Origin of the sequence: Kocuria flava, assembly GCF_001482365.1 — a bacterium.
GTDB classification, from domain to species: domain Bacteria; phylum Actinomycetota; class Actinomycetes; order Actinomycetales; family Micrococcaceae; genus Kocuria; species Kocuria flava.
Genome location: NZ_CP013254.1, coordinates 520,110 through 539,702, shown reverse-complemented (window position 1 = coordinate 539,702; position 19,593 = coordinate 520,110). Strand labels below are relative to the sequence as shown.

Annotated in this window: 18 protein-coding genes; 12 read left to right on the top strand and 6 right to left on the bottom strand. The window is 75.0% G+C overall.

The window, feature by feature from the left end; all coding sequences use genetic code 11:
• Positions 1-246 precede the first annotated feature (246 nt).
• Both AS188_RS02505 and AS188_RS02500 read left to right on the top strand, forming a co-directional pair.
• A complete protein-coding gene (locus AS188_RS02505; RefSeq protein WP_236945030.1) occupies positions 247-1,062 on the top strand; it encodes a PKD domain-containing protein in 816 nt (271 codons plus the stop codon).
• 247 nt (positions 1,063-1,309) lie between these two features.
• Positions 1,310-2,899 (top strand): alkaline phosphatase D family protein, encoded by a 1,590-nt coding sequence (locus tag AS188_RS02500; RefSeq protein WP_058857517.1) that lies wholly within the window; start codon positions 1,310-1,312, stop codon positions 2,897-2,899.
• Between the two features lie 43 nt (positions 2,900-2,942).
• Here AS188_RS02500 and AS188_RS02495 read toward each other — a convergent pair whose 3' ends face one another.
• Positions 2,943-3,488: a VOC family protein gene (locus AS188_RS02495; protein ID WP_058857516.1), complete on the bottom strand. Its 546-nt coding sequence runs from the start codon at positions 3,486-3,488 to the stop codon at positions 2,943-2,945.
• Positions 3,489-3,578: 90 nt separating this feature from the next.
• On the opposite strand from AS188_RS02495, the gene AS188_RS02490 reads away from it, so the two are divergent.
• Positions 3,579-4,421 (top strand): helix-turn-helix domain-containing protein, encoded by an 843-nt coding sequence (locus tag AS188_RS02490; protein ID WP_083529183.1) that lies wholly within the window; start codon positions 3,579-3,581, stop codon positions 4,419-4,421.
• A gap of 214 nt (positions 4,422-4,635) precedes the next feature.
• Here the strand turns inward: AS188_RS02490 and AS188_RS02485 are convergent, their stop codons facing one another.
• Entirely contained in the window at positions 4,636-5,010 is a 375-nt protein-coding gene (locus tag AS188_RS02485) for a rhodanese-like domain-containing protein (protein ID WP_058857515.1), read from the bottom strand.
• Between the two features lie 3 nt (positions 5,011-5,013).
• A complete protein-coding gene (locus tag AS188_RS02480; protein WP_058857514.1) occupies positions 5,014-5,334 on the bottom strand; it encodes a rhodanese-like domain-containing protein in 321 nt (106 codons plus the stop codon).
• A 237-nt stretch (positions 5,335-5,571) separates the two neighbouring features.
• Here AS188_RS02480 and AS188_RS02475 point away from each other — a divergent pair, with 237 nt between their 5' ends.
• The 6 genes from AS188_RS02475 (at position 5,572) to AS188_RS02450 (ending at position 11,369) form a co-directional block, all read left to right on the top strand.
• Positions 5,572-6,609 carry an alkene reductase gene (locus AS188_RS02475; RefSeq protein WP_058859679.1) on the top strand — a complete coding sequence of 346 codons (1,038 nt, stop codon included), beginning with the start codon at positions 5,572-5,574 and terminating at the stop codon, positions 6,607-6,609.
• Positions 6,610-7,092: 483 nt separating this feature from the next.
• Complete coding sequence (locus AS188_RS02470; RefSeq protein WP_058857513.1) at positions 7,093-8,985, top strand: HNH endonuclease signature motif containing protein; 1,893 nt, start codon at positions 7,093-7,095, stop codon at positions 8,983-8,985.
• Positions 8,986-9,154: 169 nt separating this feature from the next.
• Positions 9,155-9,409: a DUF3253 domain-containing protein gene (locus AS188_RS02465; RefSeq protein ID WP_083529180.1), complete on the top strand. Its 255-nt coding sequence runs from the start codon at positions 9,155-9,157 to the stop codon at positions 9,407-9,409.
• Positions 9,410-9,615: 206 nt separating this feature from the next.
• A complete protein-coding gene (locus AS188_RS02460) occupies positions 9,616-10,320 on the top strand; it encodes a hypothetical protein (RefSeq protein WP_058857512.1) in 705 nt (234 codons plus the stop codon).
• A 9-nt stretch (positions 10,321-10,329) separates the two neighbouring features.
• Positions 10,330-10,848, top strand: coding sequence for a methylated-DNA--[protein]-cysteine S-methyltransferase (locus tag AS188_RS02455; protein ID WP_058857511.1), 519 nt, complete (start codon positions 10,330-10,332; stop codon positions 10,846-10,848).
• 170 nt (positions 10,849-11,018) lie between these two features.
• Complete coding sequence (locus tag AS188_RS02450; RefSeq protein WP_058857510.1) at positions 11,019-11,369, top strand: cupin domain-containing protein; 351 nt, start codon at positions 11,019-11,021, stop codon at positions 11,367-11,369.
• A 38-nt stretch (positions 11,370-11,407) separates the two neighbouring features.
• On the opposite strand, the gene AS188_RS02445 is transcribed toward AS188_RS02450, so the two are convergent.
• On the bottom strand, positions 11,408-12,475 hold the full coding sequence (locus tag AS188_RS02445; RefSeq protein WP_058857509.1) for a spore photoproduct lyase family protein: 1,068 nt from the start codon (positions 12,473-12,475) through the stop codon (positions 11,408-11,410).
• 186 nt (positions 12,476-12,661) lie between these two features.
• Between AS188_RS02445 and AS188_RS02440 the strand changes: the two genes are divergently transcribed.
• Positions 12,662-14,161 carry an FAD-dependent oxidoreductase gene (locus AS188_RS02440; RefSeq protein ID WP_058857508.1) on the top strand — a complete coding sequence of 500 codons (1,500 nt, stop codon included), beginning with the start codon at positions 12,662-12,664 and terminating at the stop codon, positions 14,159-14,161.
• 106 nt (positions 14,162-14,267) lie between these two features.
• On the opposite strand, the gene AS188_RS02435 is transcribed toward AS188_RS02440, so the two are convergent.
• A complete protein-coding gene (locus AS188_RS02435; RefSeq protein WP_058857507.1) occupies positions 14,268-14,489 on the bottom strand; it encodes a hypothetical protein in 222 nt (73 codons plus the stop codon).
• A 424-nt stretch (positions 14,490-14,913) separates the two neighbouring features.
• Between AS188_RS02435 and AS188_RS16785 the strand changes: the two genes are divergently transcribed.
• Positions 14,914-15,825 carry a PIG-L deacetylase family protein gene (locus AS188_RS16785; protein WP_162628955.1) on the top strand — a complete coding sequence of 304 codons (912 nt, stop codon included), beginning with the start codon at positions 14,914-14,916 and terminating at the stop codon, positions 15,823-15,825.
• 261 nt (positions 15,826-16,086) lie between these two features.
• Here AS188_RS16785 and AS188_RS02425 read toward each other — a convergent pair whose 3' ends face one another.
• Positions 16,087-17,454 (bottom strand): glucose-6-phosphate dehydrogenase, encoded by a 1,368-nt coding sequence (locus AS188_RS02425; protein ID WP_058857506.1) that lies wholly within the window; start codon positions 17,452-17,454, stop codon positions 16,087-16,089.
• 135 nt (positions 17,455-17,589) lie between these two features.
• Here AS188_RS02425 and AS188_RS02420 point away from each other — a divergent pair, with 135 nt between their 5' ends.
• Complete coding sequence (locus tag AS188_RS02420; RefSeq protein ID WP_058857505.1) at positions 17,590-19,593, top strand: glycoside hydrolase family 15 protein; 2,004 nt, start codon at positions 17,590-17,592, stop codon at positions 19,591-19,593.

Here is a 19,593-nt window from a genome sequence, read left to right as displayed (position 1 = left end):
GTATTGGCATTTACTGCGGGGGTTCCAGCGCGTGGAAACGAAGGCGACTCTTCAGATCTGTCCGAACTGGTTTCCTCTGTAGGTGGCGGTCATTCCGTTGTGGACCAACGCGGCGCCGGGGTCGAAAATGCCACGAGGGCCGTCGCAGACGGCGGGGAGGTCAAGCTCCAGCTCCGTCTCGAAGAGGGCCCGGTCAGCGGCAGCTCGGAGCAGCCCGTCGCTGCCGTCCCTGTCGGCGCCGACCCCGTGGACTACGACCCCGATAAGGACCCCGCCTTCCAGAAGGCGCTGCGGCAGTACCTCGAGGACCAGGGCATCGACCGCCCGTTCAGTCCGGAGTCGATCGCGCGCTCCCGTGAGCAGGTGTTCCGGCTGGAGAACTCCTGCGCGCGCTACCGGGACGACGCCGCACAGTTCGACGACTGCACGGCCGAGCAGTCCTGCACCCCGGAGGGCGGCGGCACCGGCGTGTACATGAACGTCGTCGTCAACCAGGGCACGGACCTGAACACCCCGTGGGGCGAGCCGATGTGCGTCTCCACCGAGCAGGCGGAGGAGGGCGGCGAGACCATCGAGCTGCCGACCTTCACGCTGGAGGACTTCCGGACCCTCGCCGTCGCCCCGGCGCTGAGCACCGTGGAGCCCTCGCCCGACACGCTGAAGGGCATGCACACGAACGTCTACGCCGTCGCCCAGCCGCAGCAGTTCGCCACGGAGCTCGGCGGCTTCCCGGTCCAGGTCCGGGCGCTGCCGGTGCAGTACGCGTGGAACTACGGCGACGGGACGAGCCTGGGCCCGACCGAGCTCAGCGGCGCGCCCCTGGCGCCGGGGGCGTGGGACGAGCCGACCGACACGAGCCACGTCTACACGCGGACCGGGGACTTCGCGGTCACCCTCACCACCTACTTCGCGGGCGAGTACTCGATCGCGGGCGGGCCGTGGCTGCCCGTGGCCGGGCTCAACGACGTCACGAGCGCGCCCGTCCCGGTCAGCGTCTGGCGCTCGACGGTGCGCAACTACGCCGACGACTGCCTTGAGAACCCGCAGGGCGCGGGCTGCTGATCCTGCTCGTGGACCCGGCCCGCGGGTCCGCAGGCCGGCGGGTCCGGGCGCACTCGTCCGGCGGCTCGGCCCGCGTTCCCGCCCTCTCCCGGGGTCGTGTGCCCGTTCGCCGACCGGGCCGGGAGCCGTCCGAGTAACCCGGGCCGTGAACCGTCCGAGCAGCCCGGAGCAGCTCTCAACATGATGTTCATGCATCTTTCACCGGGGCGGAAGAGGCCGTTGCCGCGGGTTTCCTAGCCTCGGCGCCATGACCACCTCGCGCAGAACCCTGCTCGCCGCCGGCCTCGGTGCCGGCCTCGTCGCCGCCGTCCCCGGGATCGCCACGGCCGCCCCCGCTGCCTCCCGGGGCGCGTCCCTGACGGGGGACCCGTTCACCCTGGGCGTCGCCTCCGGGGACCCCTGGCCCGACGGCTTCGTCCTCTGGACCCGCCTGGCCCTCGACCCGCTGGCCGAGGACGGGCTCGGCGGCATGCCCTCCCGCCCGGTCCAGGTCTCCTGGGAGGTGGCCGAGGACGAGGGCATGCGCTCGGTCGTGCGGCGGGGCAGCGAGATCGCCCGCCCCGAGTCCGCCCACGCGGTCCACGTGGAGCTGCACGGGCTGCGCCCGGGCCGGGAGTACTGGTACCGGTTCCGCACGGCCCGCCACCTCTCCCCGGTGGGACGGGCCCTGACCACCCCGGCGTGGGACGAGACCCCCGCCGCCCTCGCCATGGCCTTCGCCTCCTGCTCCCAGTACGAGCACGGCTGGTTCACCGCGTACCGCCGCCTGGCCGAGGACCAGCCGGACCTGGTGCTGCACCTGGGCGACTACCAGTACGAGTACCGGGCGAAGTCCTACGTCTCGGGGGACGGCAACGTCCGCGACCACGAGGGCCCCGAGACCGTGGACCTGCCGACCTACCGGCTGCGCCACGCCCAGTACAAGACGGACGAGGACCTGCAGGCCGCCCACGCCGTGGCCCCGTGGCTGGTGGTGTGGGACGACCACGAGGTGGACAACAACTGGGCCGCGAGCATCCCCGAGAACCGGGACGCGGGACAGGGCAACGACACGGACGAGCGCTTCCGCCGGCGCCGGGCCGCGGCGTTCCAGGCGTACTGGGAGAACATGCCGCTGCGCCGTCCCTCGGCACCGGCGGGCGACCGGATGCGGATCTACCGGCGGGTCCAGTGGGGGCAGCTCGCGAACTTCCACATGCTCGACACCCGCCAGTACCGCGACGACCAGCTCGCCGGGGACGGCTGGGACAAGAATGTCGCGGAGCGCTGGGACCCGGCGCGCTCCATCACGGGTGCGGCGCAGGAGAAGTGGCTGCTGGACGGCTTCCGCTCCTCGACCGCCCGCTGGGACCTGCTGGGCCAGCAGGTGTTCTTCGCCGAGCGGGACCGTGCGCAGGCGCCGGACGTGGACGACGTCTCGATGGACGGCTGGGACGGCTACGCGGCCTCGCGCGAGCGCATCGTGCGGGGCTGGCAGGACGCCGGGGTGCGCAACCCGGTGGTGCTCACGGGCGACGTCCACCGGCACTGGGCGGCCGACATCCGGGCGGACGCCCGGGATCCCGACGCCCCGGTGGTCGGCTCCGAGCTGGTGTGCTCGTCGATCACCTCCACGGGCGACGGCTCCGGCGCGACCACCGACCCGATGATGGCGTGGAACCCGCACCTGAGGTTCTACGCCGACCAGCGCGGCTACGTCCGCACGCGCATCACCCCGGAGGCGATGACCGCCGACTTCCGGGTGCTCGACCGGGTCACCGTCCCCGGCGCGGCGGCCACCACGAAGGCGTCCTGGGTGCTCGAGGACGGGGTGCGGGGCCTGCAGCGCCGCGGGTGAGGGTCCGCCCGCGGCCGCCCGGGGGTGTCCCGGGCGGCCGCGGTCACGGCGCCTGCGCCGCCGCCCACTCGGCGACGCGCGCGGCGCTCTGCTCGTCGGTGAGGTCCTCGACGCGCGTCATGACGGACCAGCGCACGCCGAAGGGGTCCCGCAGGCTCGCGTACCGGTCCCCGGAGACGAAGTCGGCCACCGGCTCGCGCACCGTGGCGCCGGCGGCCACGGCACGGGCGACGACCGCGTCGACGTCCGGGACGTAGAGCCCCAGCGAGTAGCCGGCGTCGTCGCCGCCGGGCGGGGGCACCAGGTGCAGGGCGGGGTTCGTCTCCCCGACCTGGAGACGGCCGAGGCCGAGGTCCAGCGTCGCGTGGACGACGACGGGGCTGCCGTCGGGGCCGGGCATCTCGGTGCGGTCGACGACCTCGGCCCCGAGGACCTGCTGGTAGAACCGCAGGGCCCCGGCGGCGTCGCGCAGGGCGAGGAAGGGCGTCAGGGCGGTGAAGCCGCGGGGCCGCCCGTCGACGGTGTGCTCGCCGGTGACGCCGCGGGGTGCGGAGGCGTCGGGGGTGGTGTCCGTGCTGTGCGTGCTCATGGATCCATGCTGGGCGCCGGGCGGCCGCGCGGTCTTGAACATTCCCGCCATCCCGCCCCGGACGTGCGGGCCCCTGGCTGCGCTCGGAGCATGAGCGAGCCGTCGACCACGCGGGGCCACCTCACCCCGGGGGCGGGGGCCGTGGTGACGCGCCGCGGCGCGCCCGACGACGTCGCCGCCCTGGTCCGGCAGCTGTGGCTGCCGGAGTGGTCGCTGCCGGCGGGGGAGTCGGCCGAGCAGCTGGTGCTCGGCTACCCGGCGAGCAACCTGGTGGTGGAGCCGGCGGGCGTCGCCCTGCACGGGCCCACGACCCGGGCCTCCACCCGGGTGCTGACCGGCACGGGGTGGGCGGTCGGCGCCCTGCTGCGCCCGGCCGGGGTCCTGCTGTTCACGGAGCGCCCCGCGCAGCTGCTGGACGGCTCGGCGCCCCTGGCCGCCGGCGCGCTGCACGAGCGGGTGGTGCGGGCCATGGCCGAGGAGGACCCGCGGGCGCGCCACGACCGGGCGGTGGGCCTGCTCCTCGACCACGTGCGGGAGCGGGCGGCGGCCGCGGATCCCGGGCTGCTGGAGGAGGGCCTGCTGGCCAACCGGCTGGTCGACCTCGTCGAGGCGGGCCCGGAGGAGCGGACGCCGGCGGGGCTCGCCCGGCGGCTGCACGTGTCGGAGCGGACGCTGCAGCGGCTGGCGGCGCGCTTCGTGGGGATGCCGCCGGGGCTGCTGCTCCGCCGTCGTCGGCTCCAGGAGGCCGCCGAGCGGGTGCGGGCCGATCCGGGGCTCGATCTCGGGGCGCTCGCCGCGGAGCTCGGCTTCGCGGACCAGTCCCACCTCACCCGGGAGTTCCGCACGGTCCTGGGCACCACCCCGCGCGGCTACGCCCGGTCCCCGCGCGGGTCCCCGCCCGGGGACCGGGGTGCCGTGCGGTCCCGGCGCTGAGGCGGCGTGGAGTCGGGCGACGCGCATCGGGCGGCGCGGGATCGGACGGCACGGATCGGGTGACGCGCATCGGGCGGCGCGGGATCAGACGTCACGGGACCGGGCGGCACGGATCCGGAGGCGCGGGCCAAGCAGCACGGAGTGAGCGGTGCGGATCGAGCGGCGCGGGATTCAGACGCCACAGGACCGGACGGCACGGATCCGGAGGCGCGGGTCAGGCGACGCTGCCGGGCCGGCCGTTGCGGCCGACGACGCGCTGCCCGGCGCGCTGCCAGGCCTGCATGCCGCCGCGCAGGCTCGCGACGTCGTAGCCGGCCTCGGCGAGCTGCCGCGCCGCCGCGGCGGAACGGGCGCCCGAGCGGCACACGAGCACGACCGGGCGCTCCGGGGAGAGCTCGCGGCGGCGGGTGCCGAGGGCGTCGAGGGGGATGTGCCGGGCGCCGGGGGCGTGGCCGGCGCGGTACTCCTGGGGCGTGCGCACGTCCACGAGCACCGCGCCGGTGCGCAGCAGCTCCTGGGCGCGCTCGACGTCGACGGTCTCGAAGGAACGGCCGGCGGTCCGGCCGAAGAGGCGGCTGAGCAGTCCCACGGCTCAGCGCTCCACGGTGCCGGCCGGGGTGGTGATCGGGTGGCCCGCGCGGTACCACTCGTTGATCCCGCCGAGGACGTTGACGGCGTCGAAGCCCTGGGTCTCGAGGAACTGGGTGGCCCGGGCGCTGCGCCCGCCGCCGGCGCACAGCACGTGCAGCGGCCGTGCGGCGGGGACGTCGTCGAGGGAGTCGGCCAGCCGCGAGAGCGGCACGTTGCGCGCCCCCGCGATCCGGGCCTCGGCGAACTCGTCCTCCTCGCGGACGTCGAGGACCACGGCGTCGGCGCCCAGGCGGGCCAGCTCGTCCACGCTGATGCTCTTCATGGGAAATCCTTCCGGTCGTCCCGACGGACTCGGGTCGTGTGCTCCCAATATACCCCAGGGGGTATCGCTTCGACCACTCTGTGAGCGACAAGACAGGCCGCACGCGAATGATCCGGGACCGGGAACCGTTGAGGGAGGAAGAATCAGCCCCCTGCCGGAAAGGTGTTCCCCGTGCCGCAGACCGTCCTCACCACCCCGCTCGCCGTCGGCTCCCTCGAGCTGCCCAACCGCCTCGTCATGGCTCCGTTGACCCGCCTGCGCGCCGGTCGCGACGGCGTGCCCACCGACCTGATCGTCGAGCACTACGCCCAGCGCGCGTCGATGGGCCTGATCGTCACGGAGGGCACCTACCCCGACGTGGTCGGCCAGGGCTTCGCCTTCCAGCCCGGCATCCAGACCCCCGCGCACGTCGCCGGGTGGCGTCGCGTGGCCGAGGCCGTGCACGCCGAGGGCGGCCGGATCTTCATGCAGGTCATGCACGCCGGCCGCATCTCCCACCCCGACCTCAACGGCGGTGCGCAGCCGGTCGCCCCGAGCGCGGTGGCTCCCGGCGGCACGGTCCGCACCTACAGCGGCAAGGCCGAGCTGCCCGTTCCCCGCGCCCTGACCGCCGAGGAGCTGCCCGCCGTGGTCGAGAACTTCGTGCAGGGCGCCCGCAACGCGGTCGAGGCCGGCCTGGACGGCGTGGAGCTCCACGGCGCCAACGGCTACCTGCTCCACGAGTTCCTCGCGCCCACCGCCAACCACCGCGGGGACGCCTACGGCGGCTCCCCGGAGAACCGGGCCCGCTTCGTGGTCGAGGTCGTGCGGGCCGTGGCCGAGGCGGTCGGACCCGACCGGGTCGGGCTGCGGATCTCCCCGGAGCACAACATCCAGGGCGCGCTCGAGACCGACCGTGCCGACGTCGAGGCCACCTACGGCGCCATGGTCGACGGCATCGCCGGCCTCGGCCTCGCCTACCTCTCCGTGCTCCACGCCGAGCCCGGCGACGAGCTCGTCCAGGGCCTGCGCACCCGCTTCGGCGGGGCGTTCCTCGCCAACAGCGGCTTCGGCACCCCCACCACCCGCGAGGAGTCGGTCCGGCTGCTGGAGGAGGGCGTGGCGGACGGCGTCGTCGTCGGGCGTCCCGCGATCGCGAACCCGGACCTCGTCCGCCGCTGGTCGGAGGGGCTTCCCGAGACCCCGGCCGACCCCCGGACCTTCTACGCGCAGGGTCCCGAGGGCTACATCGACTACCCGTTCGTCGGGGAGGGGGCGCCCAGCGGCGCGGCGTAGCGCACGGACCCCGCCGGTGGCGCGCCCGGGGAGTTCCGGCTCCTGCGCGCTGCCGCTCGCTGCTGCGCAGGCGCCGGCCTGCCGGCCGGTGCAGGGTCGGCGGTTCGCCGGGGTCCCGGTCGGTGCGCCGCCGGTCTGCGCGGGCTGACCTCCGCGCCTCGTCCGGCCGGGGCCGCCCGGTGCGCCCCGGCGAGAACGGGTCTGCTGGTGATGCGGATCACTTCTTAGGGTGTCCGACGCGGATCGGATGATGGTCCCATGACTTCCCCCGCCGTCCGTCCCTCCGTGGCGGTCCCGCGTGCGACCGGTGGTCCGGAGAGCGCTGCCACCGGGGTCCGCGCTGGGCGGCGGACGGTCGAGGGGCGACCGGTCACCGGCTGCGTGGCCGGCCACCCACGGACCGGCCGGCACGAAAGCCCGGCGGCCGGCGGCGCGGGTTCTCCGCCTCCCCGGGTGCCTCCCCGGACGGAGTACGCCGCCGCGGTGACGGCCCTGACGGAGGCCTGGCAGGACGAGGCGCGGGCCGCCGGGGCGCAGTACCGCTTGCTCCACCGGCTCTGGGAGCTCGCACGCCGGGAGCAGGAGCTGAGCTGGCAGGCCCAGGCGGCGTGGCTGCGCGCAGGAGCGGTCGTGGCCGTCCCCTCGTCCGCGCAGGCGGAGGAGCAGGCGCTCCTCGACGTCGCCGAGGAGGCCGCCCCGGCGCTGCGGCTGCCGTCCGTGACGGCCATGGGACGGGTGCGGGAGGCGATCACGCTCGGTGAGCACCTGCCCGAGGTCCTCGTCGAGCTGGAGCACGGCGCCGTGGGCGTGGCGCAGGCCCGCGTCGTCATCGCGCTGTGGCAGGACCTGGTGGAACATCCCGGTCTGCCGGCCGACCGGCGCCCCGCCGAACCGGCCGTGCGCAGGGCGGTCCGGGAGCTGCTCGACCGGGCGCCGGACTCGACCGCGGCCCAGCTGCGGGCGGTCGCCCGGGCGCGGCGGGCCGGACTGCAGGCGGGGCTCGAGGCGGCGCACCGTGCGGCCCGGGCCCGCCGGAGGGTGTGGGTGGAGCCCGTGGAGGACGGGATGGCCCAGCTGTGCGCGGTCCTGGAGGCGCCCGTGGCCGCGGCCGTCCTGGACCGGCTCGAGGTCCTGGCGGCGGCCCAGGCGGACGCCCCGGGACACCCCGGTGGTGCGCCCGGCTCCTGCGGCACCGCGGCCGCCGCCTCTTCTGTCGCCGCCTCTTCTGCGGCCGGCTCGCCTGCGGCCGACCTCCTCGAGCAGCTGGAGCCCGCGGGCGTCGATCCGTCCCATCCGTCCGTCCGGCGCAGCGCCGCCCAGCGGCGAGCGGACATTCTGGCGGACCTGCTGCTCGAGGGCGAGCCCGCCCGGTGGCCGGGGCACCTCCGGGGGATCCGTGGTCAGGTCACCGTCACCGTTCCCGCCCTGGCCCTGCTCGACCACGCGCAGCGGCATCAGCGCTCCGCTCCGGGCGCGCCGTGGAACGGCTGCGCCGACCTGGGCGGTTTCGGCCCGGTGACGGTGGCGCAGATCGCGGAGATCGCCGCGGCGGCCCCCTCCTGGGCGCGGGTGCTCACCGACCCGGTCACCGGAGTGGTCCTCGACCACGACCGTCGCACCTACGCGGTCCCCGCCGACCTGCGGCGGCGACTGCGGCTCCGTGACGGAACCTGCCGCTTCCCCGGCTGCCGGCGCCGGGCCGAACGCTGCGACCTCGACCACACGCTGGCCTGGGAGGACGGCGGCACGACCGCCGCCCACAACCTCGCCCACCTGTGCCGCGGCCACCATCTCCTCAAGCACCGCAGAGGCCCGTTCGGGGCCTGGCGGGTCCGGCAGGTCCGACCTCGGAGTCCGGAGCCCTTGCCGCCGGGCGGTGGGGGCGGCTGTCCACCCGGCGTCCCGGGCGACGGCGTGCTGGAGTGGACGTCGCCCGCCGGTCGTGTCTACCGCACGCTCCCGCAGGTCCTCGGCTCCCTGCCCGTTGCGCCGGGGCGCTCGTCCGGCACCGCTCGCTGCACGACCCCGGTCGGCTCGGGGGCCGCAGCGCCGGTGGGCACGGGTTCCACACCGCCGGCTGGCTCGGGGTCCACATCGTCGACCGGCACAGGGACCGCGCCCGCGGTCGGGGCAGGGTCCGCGTCCCCGGTCGGCTCGGGGTCCACCACCACGGTCGGCGCGGGGCTCGCATCGCCGGTCGGCTCGGGGCTCGCACCGCAGGGCGGCGTGGGGTCCACAGCCAGGATCAGCGCGGGGACCGCGCCCTCGACCCGTGCGGGGTCGAGGTCCCCGGTCGACGAGCCGTCACGGCCGGGGCGCGGTCCGTCGTCCGTGGACGAGCCACGGACGCTCAACGGCGATCCCCCACCGTTCTGACGGTCTCCGTCGCTGCGGCAGCGCGGCCGGTGCCGCAGCGACCGCAGTGCCGACTGCCGGTGCCGACTGCCTGTGCCGATCACCGGTGCTGGCTCGCGGACCCGCGCTCTGGAAGGCTGGGACGGCCCTGTCCCGCACCGTCCCGACGAGCCTGGAGAACGGGTCCGACATGACCGACACCCCCACCCCCGAGCGCATGCGCTCCGTGCTGCTGGAGCTCGCCCGGAGCCGGGGCCCGGAGCGGACGATCTGTCCCTCCGAGGCGGCGCGCGCCCTCGACGCGGACGACTGGCGGACGCTCATGGAACCCGTGCGCGCTCAGGCGTGCCGGCTCGCCGACGAGCGCCTGGTGGAGATCACCCAGAAAGGTGCGGTCGTGGACGGCCGCACCGCCCGGGGGCCGATCCGCGTCCGCATCCGCTGAGCCCCGGCGGCTGGGCGAGCGGGGAGGTTCCGCTCGCACGGTCCGTACTCCGGTCTGCCACGTGCGTGGTCCCGCCCGGCCACCGCTGTGCTCCGGCGGTGGCGCTGTTCCCCTGGTCGGCGGTGGTGCGGCCGTCCCAGGGCGGTGGTGGGAGCTCCCCGGCCGGCCGTGGCCTCTCCTCCAGCGGCCCGGGTAGCGTGGGGGTCATGACGCCCGCACCTGTCAGCGCCGTCCTCGGCACCGTCGCCACGGCCCCGTTCGCAGTGCTCAAGCGCTTCCGCCCGCACCGGCCCATCCACACGGAAGGGGCCGGGCTCGAGGGCACGCTGCTGCGGACCGGCGGTGCGAGCGGCATCCGCTGGATCGACGAGCCGGGGCAGGACCCCGTGCGGGCGCGCTTCTCCCGCTCCTTCGGCTTCCCGCACGGCTGGCCCGACATCCTGGGCCTCGCCCTGCGGGTGCCCGGCGCCGAGCCGGGTGACCGTGCCGACGTCCTCCTCGCCACCGCAGGGGAGGGCCGGCTCTCCCGCTTCGTCCCGACCTTCCACCGCCGCGTGCCGGAGAGCGCGTTCGCGTCCTTCATGCCCTACCGCGGCGACCGGGGGCCGGTGCTCGTCGCGGCCCGTCCCGAGTCGCGGGAGCAGCCGCTGGCCACGAGCCCCGATAGCTTCCGGCAATCGCTCGCCGGCAACCCGTGGGTGCTGGACCTGCTCTGGGCCACTCCCACGGGGCCGTGGCAGCGCTTCGGCACCCTGGAGCTGCGACCGGGCGCGCCGTTCGGCCCCGACGAGCGCTTCGACCCGCTCCTCAACGTCCCGGTCGGGGCCCGCAACTACGGGTGGACCCACCGCCTCCGGGAGCCCTCGTACACGCTGGCCCGCACCCCGCGGGAGCGTCCGGGCCGGGCGTAGGATCAGGGCATGGGACTGACGCTGCGCCCCGGTACGGGGGCTCCGTCCACCGGCCGCCGCCACGCACTCGTGGACTCCCCGATCGGCCCGCTCGCCCTGGTCGACGAGGACGGCGCGCTCGCGGCCCTCTCCGTCGAGGGCGCCCGCCAGGGTCCGGTGCCCGCCTCCTTCGGCCCGCGCGACGACGACGCCCTGCCGCACGTCCGGGCGCAGCTGGACGAGTACTTCGCCGGACGGCTGACCGAGTTCGAGGCCGACGTCGTCCTCCACGGCACCCCGTTCCAGCAGCGGGTGTGGCGTGCGCTGGCCGGCGTGGGCTACGGCACCACGGCCACCTACGGCCGGATCGCCCGCGAGATCGGCGCTCCGCGCGCGGCGCAGGCCGTGGGCGCCGCCAACGGCCGCAACCCGGTGAGCCTGCTCGTGCCGTGCCACCGCGTGGTGGGCGCCGGCGGCCGGCTCACGGGCTACGCCGGCGGCATGGCCCGCAAGGAGTTCCTGCTGCGGCTGGAAGGAGCCCTGCTGTGACGGACGACCCCGCCGGGCGGGGGCCGAGATCGTCCTGACGCGGCACGGAGCCCGCGCCCGGCTGCCGGTCCGTTGCCGACGACGGTCCCGTTCCCGATACTGAGCGCAGGACCGTTTCCGGTTGCAGGCTCGTTCCCGACCGCAGCCCCGATCCCACTCCAGGAGGAGCGATGCCCGACCTCCACGACGTCGCCGGCACCATGCTCGCGAAGGCCCTGACCTCGTCCGCCGGCCGCGGCGCCGAGCAGGTGGTGCACGACGGGCCCCTGCGCCAGACCGTGATGGCACTGCGCGCCGGCACGGAGCTCGCCGAGCACGACGCCCCGCCCGCCGCGACCCTGCAGCTGCTGCGGGGCCGGGTGCGGGTGCTCAAGCGCGGGCAGCTCGCCGAGGAGCTCACCCCGGGCGAGCTGCTCTCCCTCACGGGCTCCCGGCACACCGTCGAGGCCGTCGAGGACTCCGTCTTCCTGCTGACCACGGTCTCGGGGCTGCCGGGCGACACCAACCCGCGGGTGGTCTGAGGCACGGGCCGGAGGGCAGCGGGTCGGGGAACCTCGGATCAGAAGGCATAGCGCACCTCGCAGTACGGCAGCTTCCGGTGCACCAGCTCCAGGAACTGCTCGAGGTGGCGCTGCTTGTCCCGGAACCGGTAGCGCACGTTCAGCGCGCCGTTCTGCGACCGCTTCGTCTCCTGGAGGTCGGGCCGCCACAGCACCTCCTCGGCGCGGGGGTGCCACTGCTCGTTGACCTCGTGCAGCTGGGCGTTGTGCGTCAGGAAGATGACCTCCGCAGCCAGCTGCTCCTTGGCCGCGGGGCTCAGCGCGGCGTCGAGCTGGTCGAGGAGCTCCGCCCAGTCCTGCAGCCAGGTGTCGGTGACGATGACGGGGGAGAAGTTCACGTGCACCTCGTAGCCCGCCGCCACGAAGTCGTCGATCGCCGCGATCCGCTCGGGGACGGGCGTGGTGCGGATGTCGGTGAGCTTGGCCAGGTGCGCCGGCATGAGGGAGAACCGCACGCGGGTCCGGCCCTGCGGGTCCCAGTCCAGCAGCTGACGGTTGACGTACTTGGTCGCGAAGGACGCCTTCGCGGTCGGGTGCCGGCGGAAGAGCTCGACCAGGTCGCGGACGTTCTCGCTCAGCAGCGCGTCCACGGAGCAGTCGCTGTTCTCGCCCAGGTCGTAGACCCACGCGGCGGGATCGCACTGGTTCGGCTCCTGCTTGGCCCCCTGCCGGCGGATGTGCCGGTCGAGGTAGCCGGTGATCTGCTCGATGTTCGCGAAGACCGTGACGGGGTTGCTGTAGCCCTTGCGCCGCGGCACGTAGCAGTACGCGCAGGCCATGGCGCAGCCGTTGGCGGTGGACGGGGCGATGAAGTCGGCCGAGCGGCCGTTGGGCCGTGCGGCGAGGGACTTCTTGACCCCCAGCACGAGCGCCTCGCGCTTGATCCGCACCCACCGCCGCACGTTGGCCTCGTCGCCGTGCAGCTCGGGGATCTGCCAGTGGCTGGGCACCTCCACCAGGGTCGCGTCCGGCCACCGCTCGAGCACCTCGCGGCCGCGGGGGAGCGCGGCGGCCGCCGGTTCGTAGTAGATGCGGGTGATGTCCACCATCGAGGGGTCGGAGGGCATGGGGCCCAGCGTAGGGACACCCTCCGACACCGGGTCGGGCCCCGTCGTCGTCCGCAGGAAGGACCGGTGACGGAGGTGCTCGACCGCGAGGGGGCGCCCGCAGGAACGGCTCACCCGGCCGACGCCCGCGGAACCCCGGCCGGATCAACAGTGGACTGATCACCCCGGGGCCGGGAGGATGGCCCCATGAGATCCGTATGGCTCGACACCCACCAGGTCCCCTCCGCACCGGCCGGGACGCTCGAACCCGGCGCCCGCTACGACACCGTGGTCGCCGGCGCCGGCCTCACCGGCCTGGCCACGGCCGTGCTGCTGGCGCGGGCCGGCCAGCGCGTCGCCGTCCTCGAGGCGCGCACGGTGGGGGCGGTGACCACCGGCAACACCACGGCGAAGCTCTCGCTGCTGCAGGGCACCACGCTCTCGCAGATCCGCCGGCACCAGTCCGACGACGTGCTGCGCGCCTACGTCGAGGGCAACCGCGAGGGCCGGGACTGGCTCGTGCGCTACCTGACCGAGCGCGGCGTGCCCCTCCAGCACCGGACCGCGTGGACCTACGCGACGACGACGAAGGGCGCCGCCTCCCTGCGCCGTGAGCTCGAGGCCGCGCAGGCGGCGGACCTGCCGGTGAGCTGGAACGACGAGACGGAGCTGCCCTTCGGCGTCGAGGGCGCCCTGTCCCTGCCCGAGCAGGTGCAGTTCCACCCGATGGAGGTCCTCGGGTCCCTCGCCGCGGAGCTGCGCGAGCGCGGCGGCACCCTCGTCGAGGGGGTGCGGGTCACGGGGGCCGGGCTGCGCTCGCCGCTGACCGTGCGCACCTCCCACGGCTCCGTCGAGGCCGATCGGCTGGTGCTCGCCACCGGCATCCCCGTCCTCGACCGCGGCGGCTACTTCGCCAAGGTCGCCCCGAACCGCTCCTACGCGATGACCTACCGCGTCCCGGGCGCCCCGGCGACGATCCCGCAGGGCATGTACCTCAGCGCCGACGGCCCCGGCCGCACCCTGCGGACCGTGCCCGTCGGGGACGAGGAGCTGCTGCTCGTGGGCGGCAACGACCACGTGACCGGCCGCGGCGGGTCGGAGCAGGCGCGGCTGGACGACCTCGAGCAGTGGACCCGCCGCTGGTTCCCCGGCGCCGAGCGCACCCACGCGTGGGCCGCGCAGGACTACCGCTCCGTCAACCTCGTGCCCTTCATCGGCACGCTGCCCCGCGGCGGCGGGAACATCTACCTGGCCACCGGCTACAACAAGTGGGGGATGTCCAACGCCGTCGCCGCCGCGCTCGCCCTCACCGCGGAGATCCTCGGGGGGAGCGTGCCGTGGGCGCGGACCCTGGGGCGGCGCGTCACCACGCCGGCGGACCTGCTCAGCGCGCTCAAGGTCAACGCCGGCGTGGGCTTCAATGCGCCCAGGGACTGGCTCAAGGCCGAGCTCGCCGAGCTCCCCGGACGCACCCCCGAGGAGGGGGAGGGCCTGGTGGGGCGCGAGCACGGCCGCCCCGTGGCCGTCTCGACGGTCGACGGCGTGACGTGCAAGGTCTCCGGGGTGTGCACCCACCTCGGCGGCGTCCTGCGCTGGAACGACGCCGAGCGCTCCTGGGACTGCCCCCTGCACGGCTCCCGCTTCGGCGCCGACGGCGCCCTGCTGGAGGGTCCTGCCGTCCGCGACCTGCGCCGCGTCGAGGGCTGAGGCGCGCCGGAGCGGACCCCCGCGGCCCCCGAGTGCCGCCGGCACGACGTGCGACGGCCCCCGCCCATCGGGCGGGGGCCGTCGCACGTGAGCGGTCCGGAGCGGACTACTTCTTGCCGGAGGTCTCCTCGAGCTTGAGGGCCACGCCGAGGGCGAAGAAGGTCGGGGCCCACTCGCCGGTGAACAGGCCCGTGCGGTCGGCCTGCTCCTTGCTCTTGGTCCGGCCCAGGCTGACGAGCCAGGACGCGAAGGTGATGCCGATGGAGGCGAAGCCCGCCGCGTAGGCGTGCTCGCTGCGGATGCCGAGGTTCTGGATCGTGCTGAGCATGGTGTGCCTCTTTCCTGTCGGAACTGCTGTCGTCCTTGCGGGGCAGGGGGCGTGCGGTCCGGCGCGGCAGCCGCGCCGTGCACGAGTGGCCCCAGTCTCACATGCCCTCCGAGCGTTGACAAGCAGGCTGACGACTCCCTTCGCCTTCCGGCCTCTTGCGATCACAAACAGCATGCTGACCTGCGGAATCATCCGGGCGCCCGTCACCCGCTCCGGTGTGTCGTTGCGGTGTGGGCCTATTTGGGGTCGCCGGAAACCCGCATTCGCCGATGCAAAAACCTGTTCTCTCATGCAAACTGATCGGAACCCGACACGCCGGCAGGGGGCCGGCGGCATCGGGACGGCGCAGCACCGACCGGGGGGCCGGCGCGCCGGGGCCCGGTCACGGTGTGGCCGGGCGAGCGAAGATTTCTGGGGGGAAACCATGCTGCCATCCGTCGTCGGCGCTGCGCTCAGCGCCGCCGTGCTCGCCTACGTCCTGTCGAAGGGCACCTATCTCCGGCACGCCCGGGGGATCCGCACCATGCGAGCGGTGCGCAACGGCATCGCCGCCGTCTTCTCGGTGCTGCTGGCGCTGAACGTCTGGTGCGTCGTCGCGATGCCGGAGAACGTGCTGCTCTGCGACATCATCGCCGCAGCCACCCTGCTGGCCACCGCCGTGCTGGCCGCGGTGATCGCCGAGCGCCGCATCCCGGCCCGCGACGTCACCCAGCGGCGCAAGGTCCTGGCCGTGGGCGCGCACCCGGACGACCTCGAGCTGGCCTGCGGGGGCACGCTGGCGAAGCTGGTCGACACCGGCCACGAGGTGCGCGGGCTCGTGATGAGCTCGGGCGAGGTGGGCGGCAACGCCGGGGTGCGCCCGGACGAGGCCCGCCACGGGGCGGCGTTCCTGGGCCTGAGCGCCCTGCGCGTCCACGACTTCCCGGACACGCAGCTCGAGACCGTCAGCAACGAGATGGTCCGGGCGATCGAGACCGCGATCAAGGACTTCGGCCCGGACGTGATCTTCACGCACTCCGCCCACGACCAGCACCAGGACCACTACGCGGTGCACCAGGCGACCCTGCGCGCCGCCCGGGCCCACCACTCGATCCTGTGCTTCGAGTCGCCCTCGGTGACCCGCGACTTCGACCCGTCGGTGTTCGTGGACATCAACGGCTACGTCGACGTGAAGGTCGAGGCCGTCCTCTCCCACCGCAACCAGGCCGGCAAGCCCTACATGACCCCGGGCCGCGTGCGCGGGATGGCGGCCTTCCGCGGGGCACAGGCGAAGAACTCCAACGCCGAGGCCTTCGAGTCCGTGCGGCTGCTGGGCTCGGCCATCGGCGACCTCTGACCGGGGGCCTCCCGGCGGGGCCGGGCACCGGGACGACGACGGACCGGCACCCGGCCCCGCCGCCCGAGGGAGCTCCCGGAGCGGCGCCGGGTGGCGGGGCCGGGCTCCTGAGGCCGCTCGCGGAGCGGCGCCGGCCGGTCCTCCGGCCACGACGGGAGGGCCGCGGCCGTTCCGGGACCGGAGGGTCGGTGCGGTCGTTCCGGGACCGGAGGGCCGCTGCGGCGCCGCACCGCGGTCGCCGGGCTCCGGCGTCCTGCCTGCTCAGGCGCCGCCGCGAACGGGCCCGTCGCTGCCGGCGGGGTACTCCTGCAGCGGCACGCGCCCGTCGTCGAACGCCGCGAGCACCTCCTCGACGATCCGCCACCCCTGCTCCGCGGCGTCCCCGCGGACGCTGAACGCGGGGTCGCCGTCGAGCACCCCGCGCAGCACGCTGCCGTAGGCGCTCAGCCCCGGCTCCGCGGTCCCGGAGGAGAGGGTCAGCCGGGACATGCCGCGGGAGTCGAAGGGCCCGCCCACGTTGAGCTCCAGGCCCAGGCGCTCCTCCTCCAGGCCCAGGCGCAGCACGTTCGGGGCGACCTCGCCCCCGTGGGGGAACTGGGCGTAGGCGTGCGGGGGCCGGCGGAAGGTGACCACCACCTCCTGCCGGGGCGAGCCGACCGCCTTGCCCGAGCGCAGCGTGACGGGCACTCCGTTCCACCGCCAGGTGTCCACCTCCAGGGTCACCTGCGCGAAGGTCTCGGTGCCCCGCCCGGGGTCCACCCCTTCCTCCGCGGTGTAGTCCGGCAGGTCCTTCCCGCCCACGTGCCCGGCGGTGTAGCGGCCCCGCACGGCGGTCAGCGCGGGGTCCCCGCCCCAGGGCTTCGTGGCGCGCAGGACGTGGCCGGTGAGCACGGGGATCTCCGCCTGGTCGAAGGACGCGGGCGGCTCCATCAGCAGCAGCGCCATGACCTGCAGCAGGTGGGACTGCACCATGTCCCGCAGCGCCCCGGTCGCGTCGTAGAACTGCGCCCGGCCCTCGAGGCCCAGGGTCTCGTCGAAGACGATCTCCACGGACTCGACGTGCTCTCGGTTCAGCAGCGGCTCCAGCATGCGGTTGGCGAAGCGCAGCCCCACGAGGTCGAGCACGGCGGGCATGCCCAGGAAGTGGTCCACCCGGAACGTGCGCTCCTCGGGCACGAGGCGGCCCACGAGCCGGTTCAGCTCGCGCGCCGAGGCGAGGTCCGTGCCGACCGGCTTCTCGAGGGCGAGCACGAGGTCCTCCGGCAGGTCCAGCCCGGCCATGACCTCGCACGCCGCCGCCGTGACGGCGGGGGGCAGGGCGAAGTAGAGGCAGACGGGGCCGGCCACGTCGTCGAGCAGGGCGCGCAGGTCGGACGCGTCGGTGACGTCGCACCGCACCCAGCGCGCGGTCTCCCGGGCGTGCTCGACGGCGGGGCCCTCGGCGCCCACGGAGGCGAAGGCGTCGGCGACGGTCGCCGGCCACTCCGGGGCGTCGTCGCGGGCGGTGCCCACGACCTCGACCCGCCGCTCGGGGAACGTGCTCAGCAGCGTGCCCAGCCCCGGCAGGAGCAGCCGCGAGGTGAGGTCGCCGCTGGCGCCGAGGATGACGAGGGTCCTGATGCTGTCCATGCCTGCACGCTATCGCGGCGCCGGCGCGGGGGCGGTGCATCCCCCGCCCGCGGGCGGGAGGACGCCTCCGCCGTGTCGAGCGGGTGGCGCGGGCGGGTCGACCGACGATGCCCCGGCGGCTGATTGAATGGGCCCATGAGCGCCGATCACCCCGAGTCCGCGTCCGTTCCCCTGGAGGACTACGCGCTGCTGTCCGACCTGCACACCGGCCCGCTGGTCTCGCGCGAGGGCAGCGTCGACTGGCTGTGCTTCCCGCGCTTCGACTCCCCCTCGGTCTTCGCCGCCCTGCTGGGCTCCCCGGAGGACGGGCGCTGGAAGCTCTCGGCCGTCGACGGCGAGGTGGCCTCCCGCCGGTACCTGCCGCGCACCTTCGTGCTCGAGACCACCTGGCGCACCCCCACCGGCACCGTGGTCGTCACCGACTTCCTGCCCCCGGGCGGGGCCGAGGACCACCCCGACCACGCCGACCTCGTCCGCCGCGTCGAGTGCGTCAGCGGGGAGGTGGAGGTCGAGCACGACCTGCGGATCCGCTTCGACTACCACCGGGCCCGCGCCTGGACCCGGCGCGTGGACCTGCCCGGCTGCGAGGCGTGCGGGCTGCTGGCCGTTGCCGGCCCGGACGCCCTGCTGCTGACCGGCCCGATGCTGCACGCGGTGCCCGAGGTCCCGCCCGCGCGCCCGGGGGCCGCGACCGGGGTGCCCCTCGATGCCGGGGACGCCGCGCCGGGGGAGGGCCGCGGCGCCGGCGCCGACGCCGGCGCCGACGCCGGGAACGGCGAGGGACGGCCCGACGACTACGAGGGCGCCGTGGCCGACCGCTTCGGCGGCCGGTTCCGGCTCGTCGCCGGGGAGTCGATGGACTGGGTGCTCACGTGGCACGAGTCCCACCACGACCTGCCGGTGCCCGTGGACCCGGCGAAGGCCCTGGATCGGGCCGTGGCGTTCTGGGCCGACTGGTCCTCCCACGTCTCCACGCACCGGCCCCACGAGCAGGACGTGCTGCGCTCGCTGCTCGTGCTGCGGGCCCTGACCCACCGCGGCACCGGCGGGATCGTGGCGGCCCCGACCACGTCCCTGCCCGAGGAGTTCGGGGGCTCGCGCAACTGGGACTACCGCTACACGTGGCTGCGGGACGCGGCGCTGACGATCGAGGTGCTCGTCGCCCACGACTTCACCTCCGGCGCCCTGCACTGGCGCAACTGGCTGCTGCGGGCGGTCGCCGCGGACTGGCGGGACCTGAAGATCATGTACGGCGTGGCCGGTGAGCGGCACCTGCCGGAGCGGGAGCTCGACCACCTGGGCGGCTACGAGGGGTCCCGGCCGGTGCGGATCGGCAACGGCGCCGTGGACCAGTACCAGGCGGACGTCGCGGGCGAGGTGATGATCGCCCTGGCCGCGCTGCGGGACGCCGGGGTCGCCGAGGACCGGCACTCGTGGGGTCTGCAGAAGAACCTGCTGCGCTTCTGCGAGCACCACCTCGACCACAAGGACCACGGGATCTGGGAGATGCGCGGGGACCCGGCGTACTTCGTGCACGGCCGCGCCATGATGTGGGCGGCCTTCGACCAGGGCGTGCGCGCCGTGGAGGAGCACGGGCTGAGCGGCCCGGCCGGGCACTGGCGGGCCCTGCGCGACCGGCTGTGCGAGGAGATCATGGCCCACGGCTTCGACGAGGAGCTGAACTCCTTCACCCAGACCTACGGCAGCACGGAGGTCGACGCCTCCCTGCTGCAGCTGCCGCACACCGGCTTCGTGGCCTACGACGACCCGCGGATGCTCGGCACGGTCGCCCGGATCGAGCAGGACCTGCAGGGCCCCGGCGGCCTGCTGCACCGCTACCGCACGGCCTCCGGGCTGGACGGGCTCGCGGGCGACGAGTACCCGTTCCTGATCTGCTCCTTCTGGCTCGTGGAGCAGTACGCCCGCAGCGGGCGGGTCGACGACGCCGAGGCCCTGCTCGAGCGGCTGATCGGCTGCGCCAACGACCTCGGGCTCTTCGCCGAGGAGTACGACCCCGGCACCGGCCGCCTCGCCGGGAACTTCCCGCAGGCCTTCAGCCACCTGGGCTTCATCCGGGCCGTCGACGCCGTGGTCCGCGAGCGCGCCGGCGAGGACACCGAGCAGCGCCTGGAGCTGTAG

What these genes read in the sequence shown, in the direction of transcription:
- AS188_RS02500 (WP_058857517.1), top strand. Translation starts at nt 1,310, where the DNA reads ATGACCACCTCGCGCAGAACCCTGCTCGCCGCCGGCCTCGGTGCCGGC.
- AS188_RS02495 (WP_058857516.1), bottom strand. Translation starts at nt 3,488, where the DNA reads ATGAGCACGCACAGCACGGACACCACCCCCGACGCCTCCGCACCCCGC.
- AS188_RS02490 (WP_083529183.1), top strand. Translation starts at nt 3,579, where the DNA reads ATGAGCGAGCCGTCGACCACGCGGGGCCACCTCACCCCGGGGGCGGGG.
- AS188_RS02480 (WP_058857514.1), bottom strand. Translation starts at nt 5,334, where the DNA reads ATGAAGAGCATCAGCGTGGACGAGCTGGCCCGCCTGGGCGCCGACGCC.
- AS188_RS02475 (WP_058859679.1), top strand. Translation starts at nt 5,572, where the DNA reads ATGGCTCCGTTGACCCGCCTGCGCGCCGGTCGCGACGGCGTGCCCACC.
- AS188_RS02465 (WP_083529180.1), top strand. Translation starts at nt 9,155, where the DNA reads ATGACCGACACCCCCACCCCCGAGCGCATGCGCTCCGTGCTGCTGGAG.
- AS188_RS02460 (WP_058857512.1), top strand. Translation starts at nt 9,616, where the DNA reads ATGACGCCCGCACCTGTCAGCGCCGTCCTCGGCACCGTCGCCACGGCC.
- AS188_RS02455 (WP_058857511.1), top strand. Translation starts at nt 10,330, where the DNA reads ATGGGACTGACGCTGCGCCCCGGTACGGGGGCTCCGTCCACCGGCCGC.
- AS188_RS02450 (WP_058857510.1), top strand. Translation starts at nt 11,019, where the DNA reads ATGCCCGACCTCCACGACGTCGCCGGCACCATGCTCGCGAAGGCCCTG.
- AS188_RS02445 (WP_058857509.1), bottom strand. Translation starts at nt 12,475, where the DNA reads ATGCCCTCCGACCCCTCGATGGTGGACATCACCCGCATCTACTACGAA.
- AS188_RS02440 (WP_058857508.1), top strand. Translation starts at nt 12,662, where the DNA reads ATGAGATCCGTATGGCTCGACACCCACCAGGTCCCCTCCGCACCGGCC.
- AS188_RS02435 (WP_058857507.1), bottom strand. Translation starts at nt 14,489, where the DNA reads ATGCTCAGCACGATCCAGAACCTCGGCATCCGCAGCGAGCACGCCTAC.
- AS188_RS16785 (WP_162628955.1), top strand. Translation starts at nt 14,914, where the DNA reads ATGCTGCCATCCGTCGTCGGCGCTGCGCTCAGCGCCGCCGTGCTCGCC.
- AS188_RS02425 (WP_058857506.1), bottom strand. Translation starts at nt 17,454, where the DNA reads ATGGACAGCATCAGGACCCTCGTCATCCTCGGCGCCAGCGGCGACCTC.
- AS188_RS02420 (WP_058857505.1), top strand. Translation starts at nt 17,590, where the DNA reads ATGAGCGCCGATCACCCCGAGTCCGCGTCCGTTCCCCTGGAGGACTAC.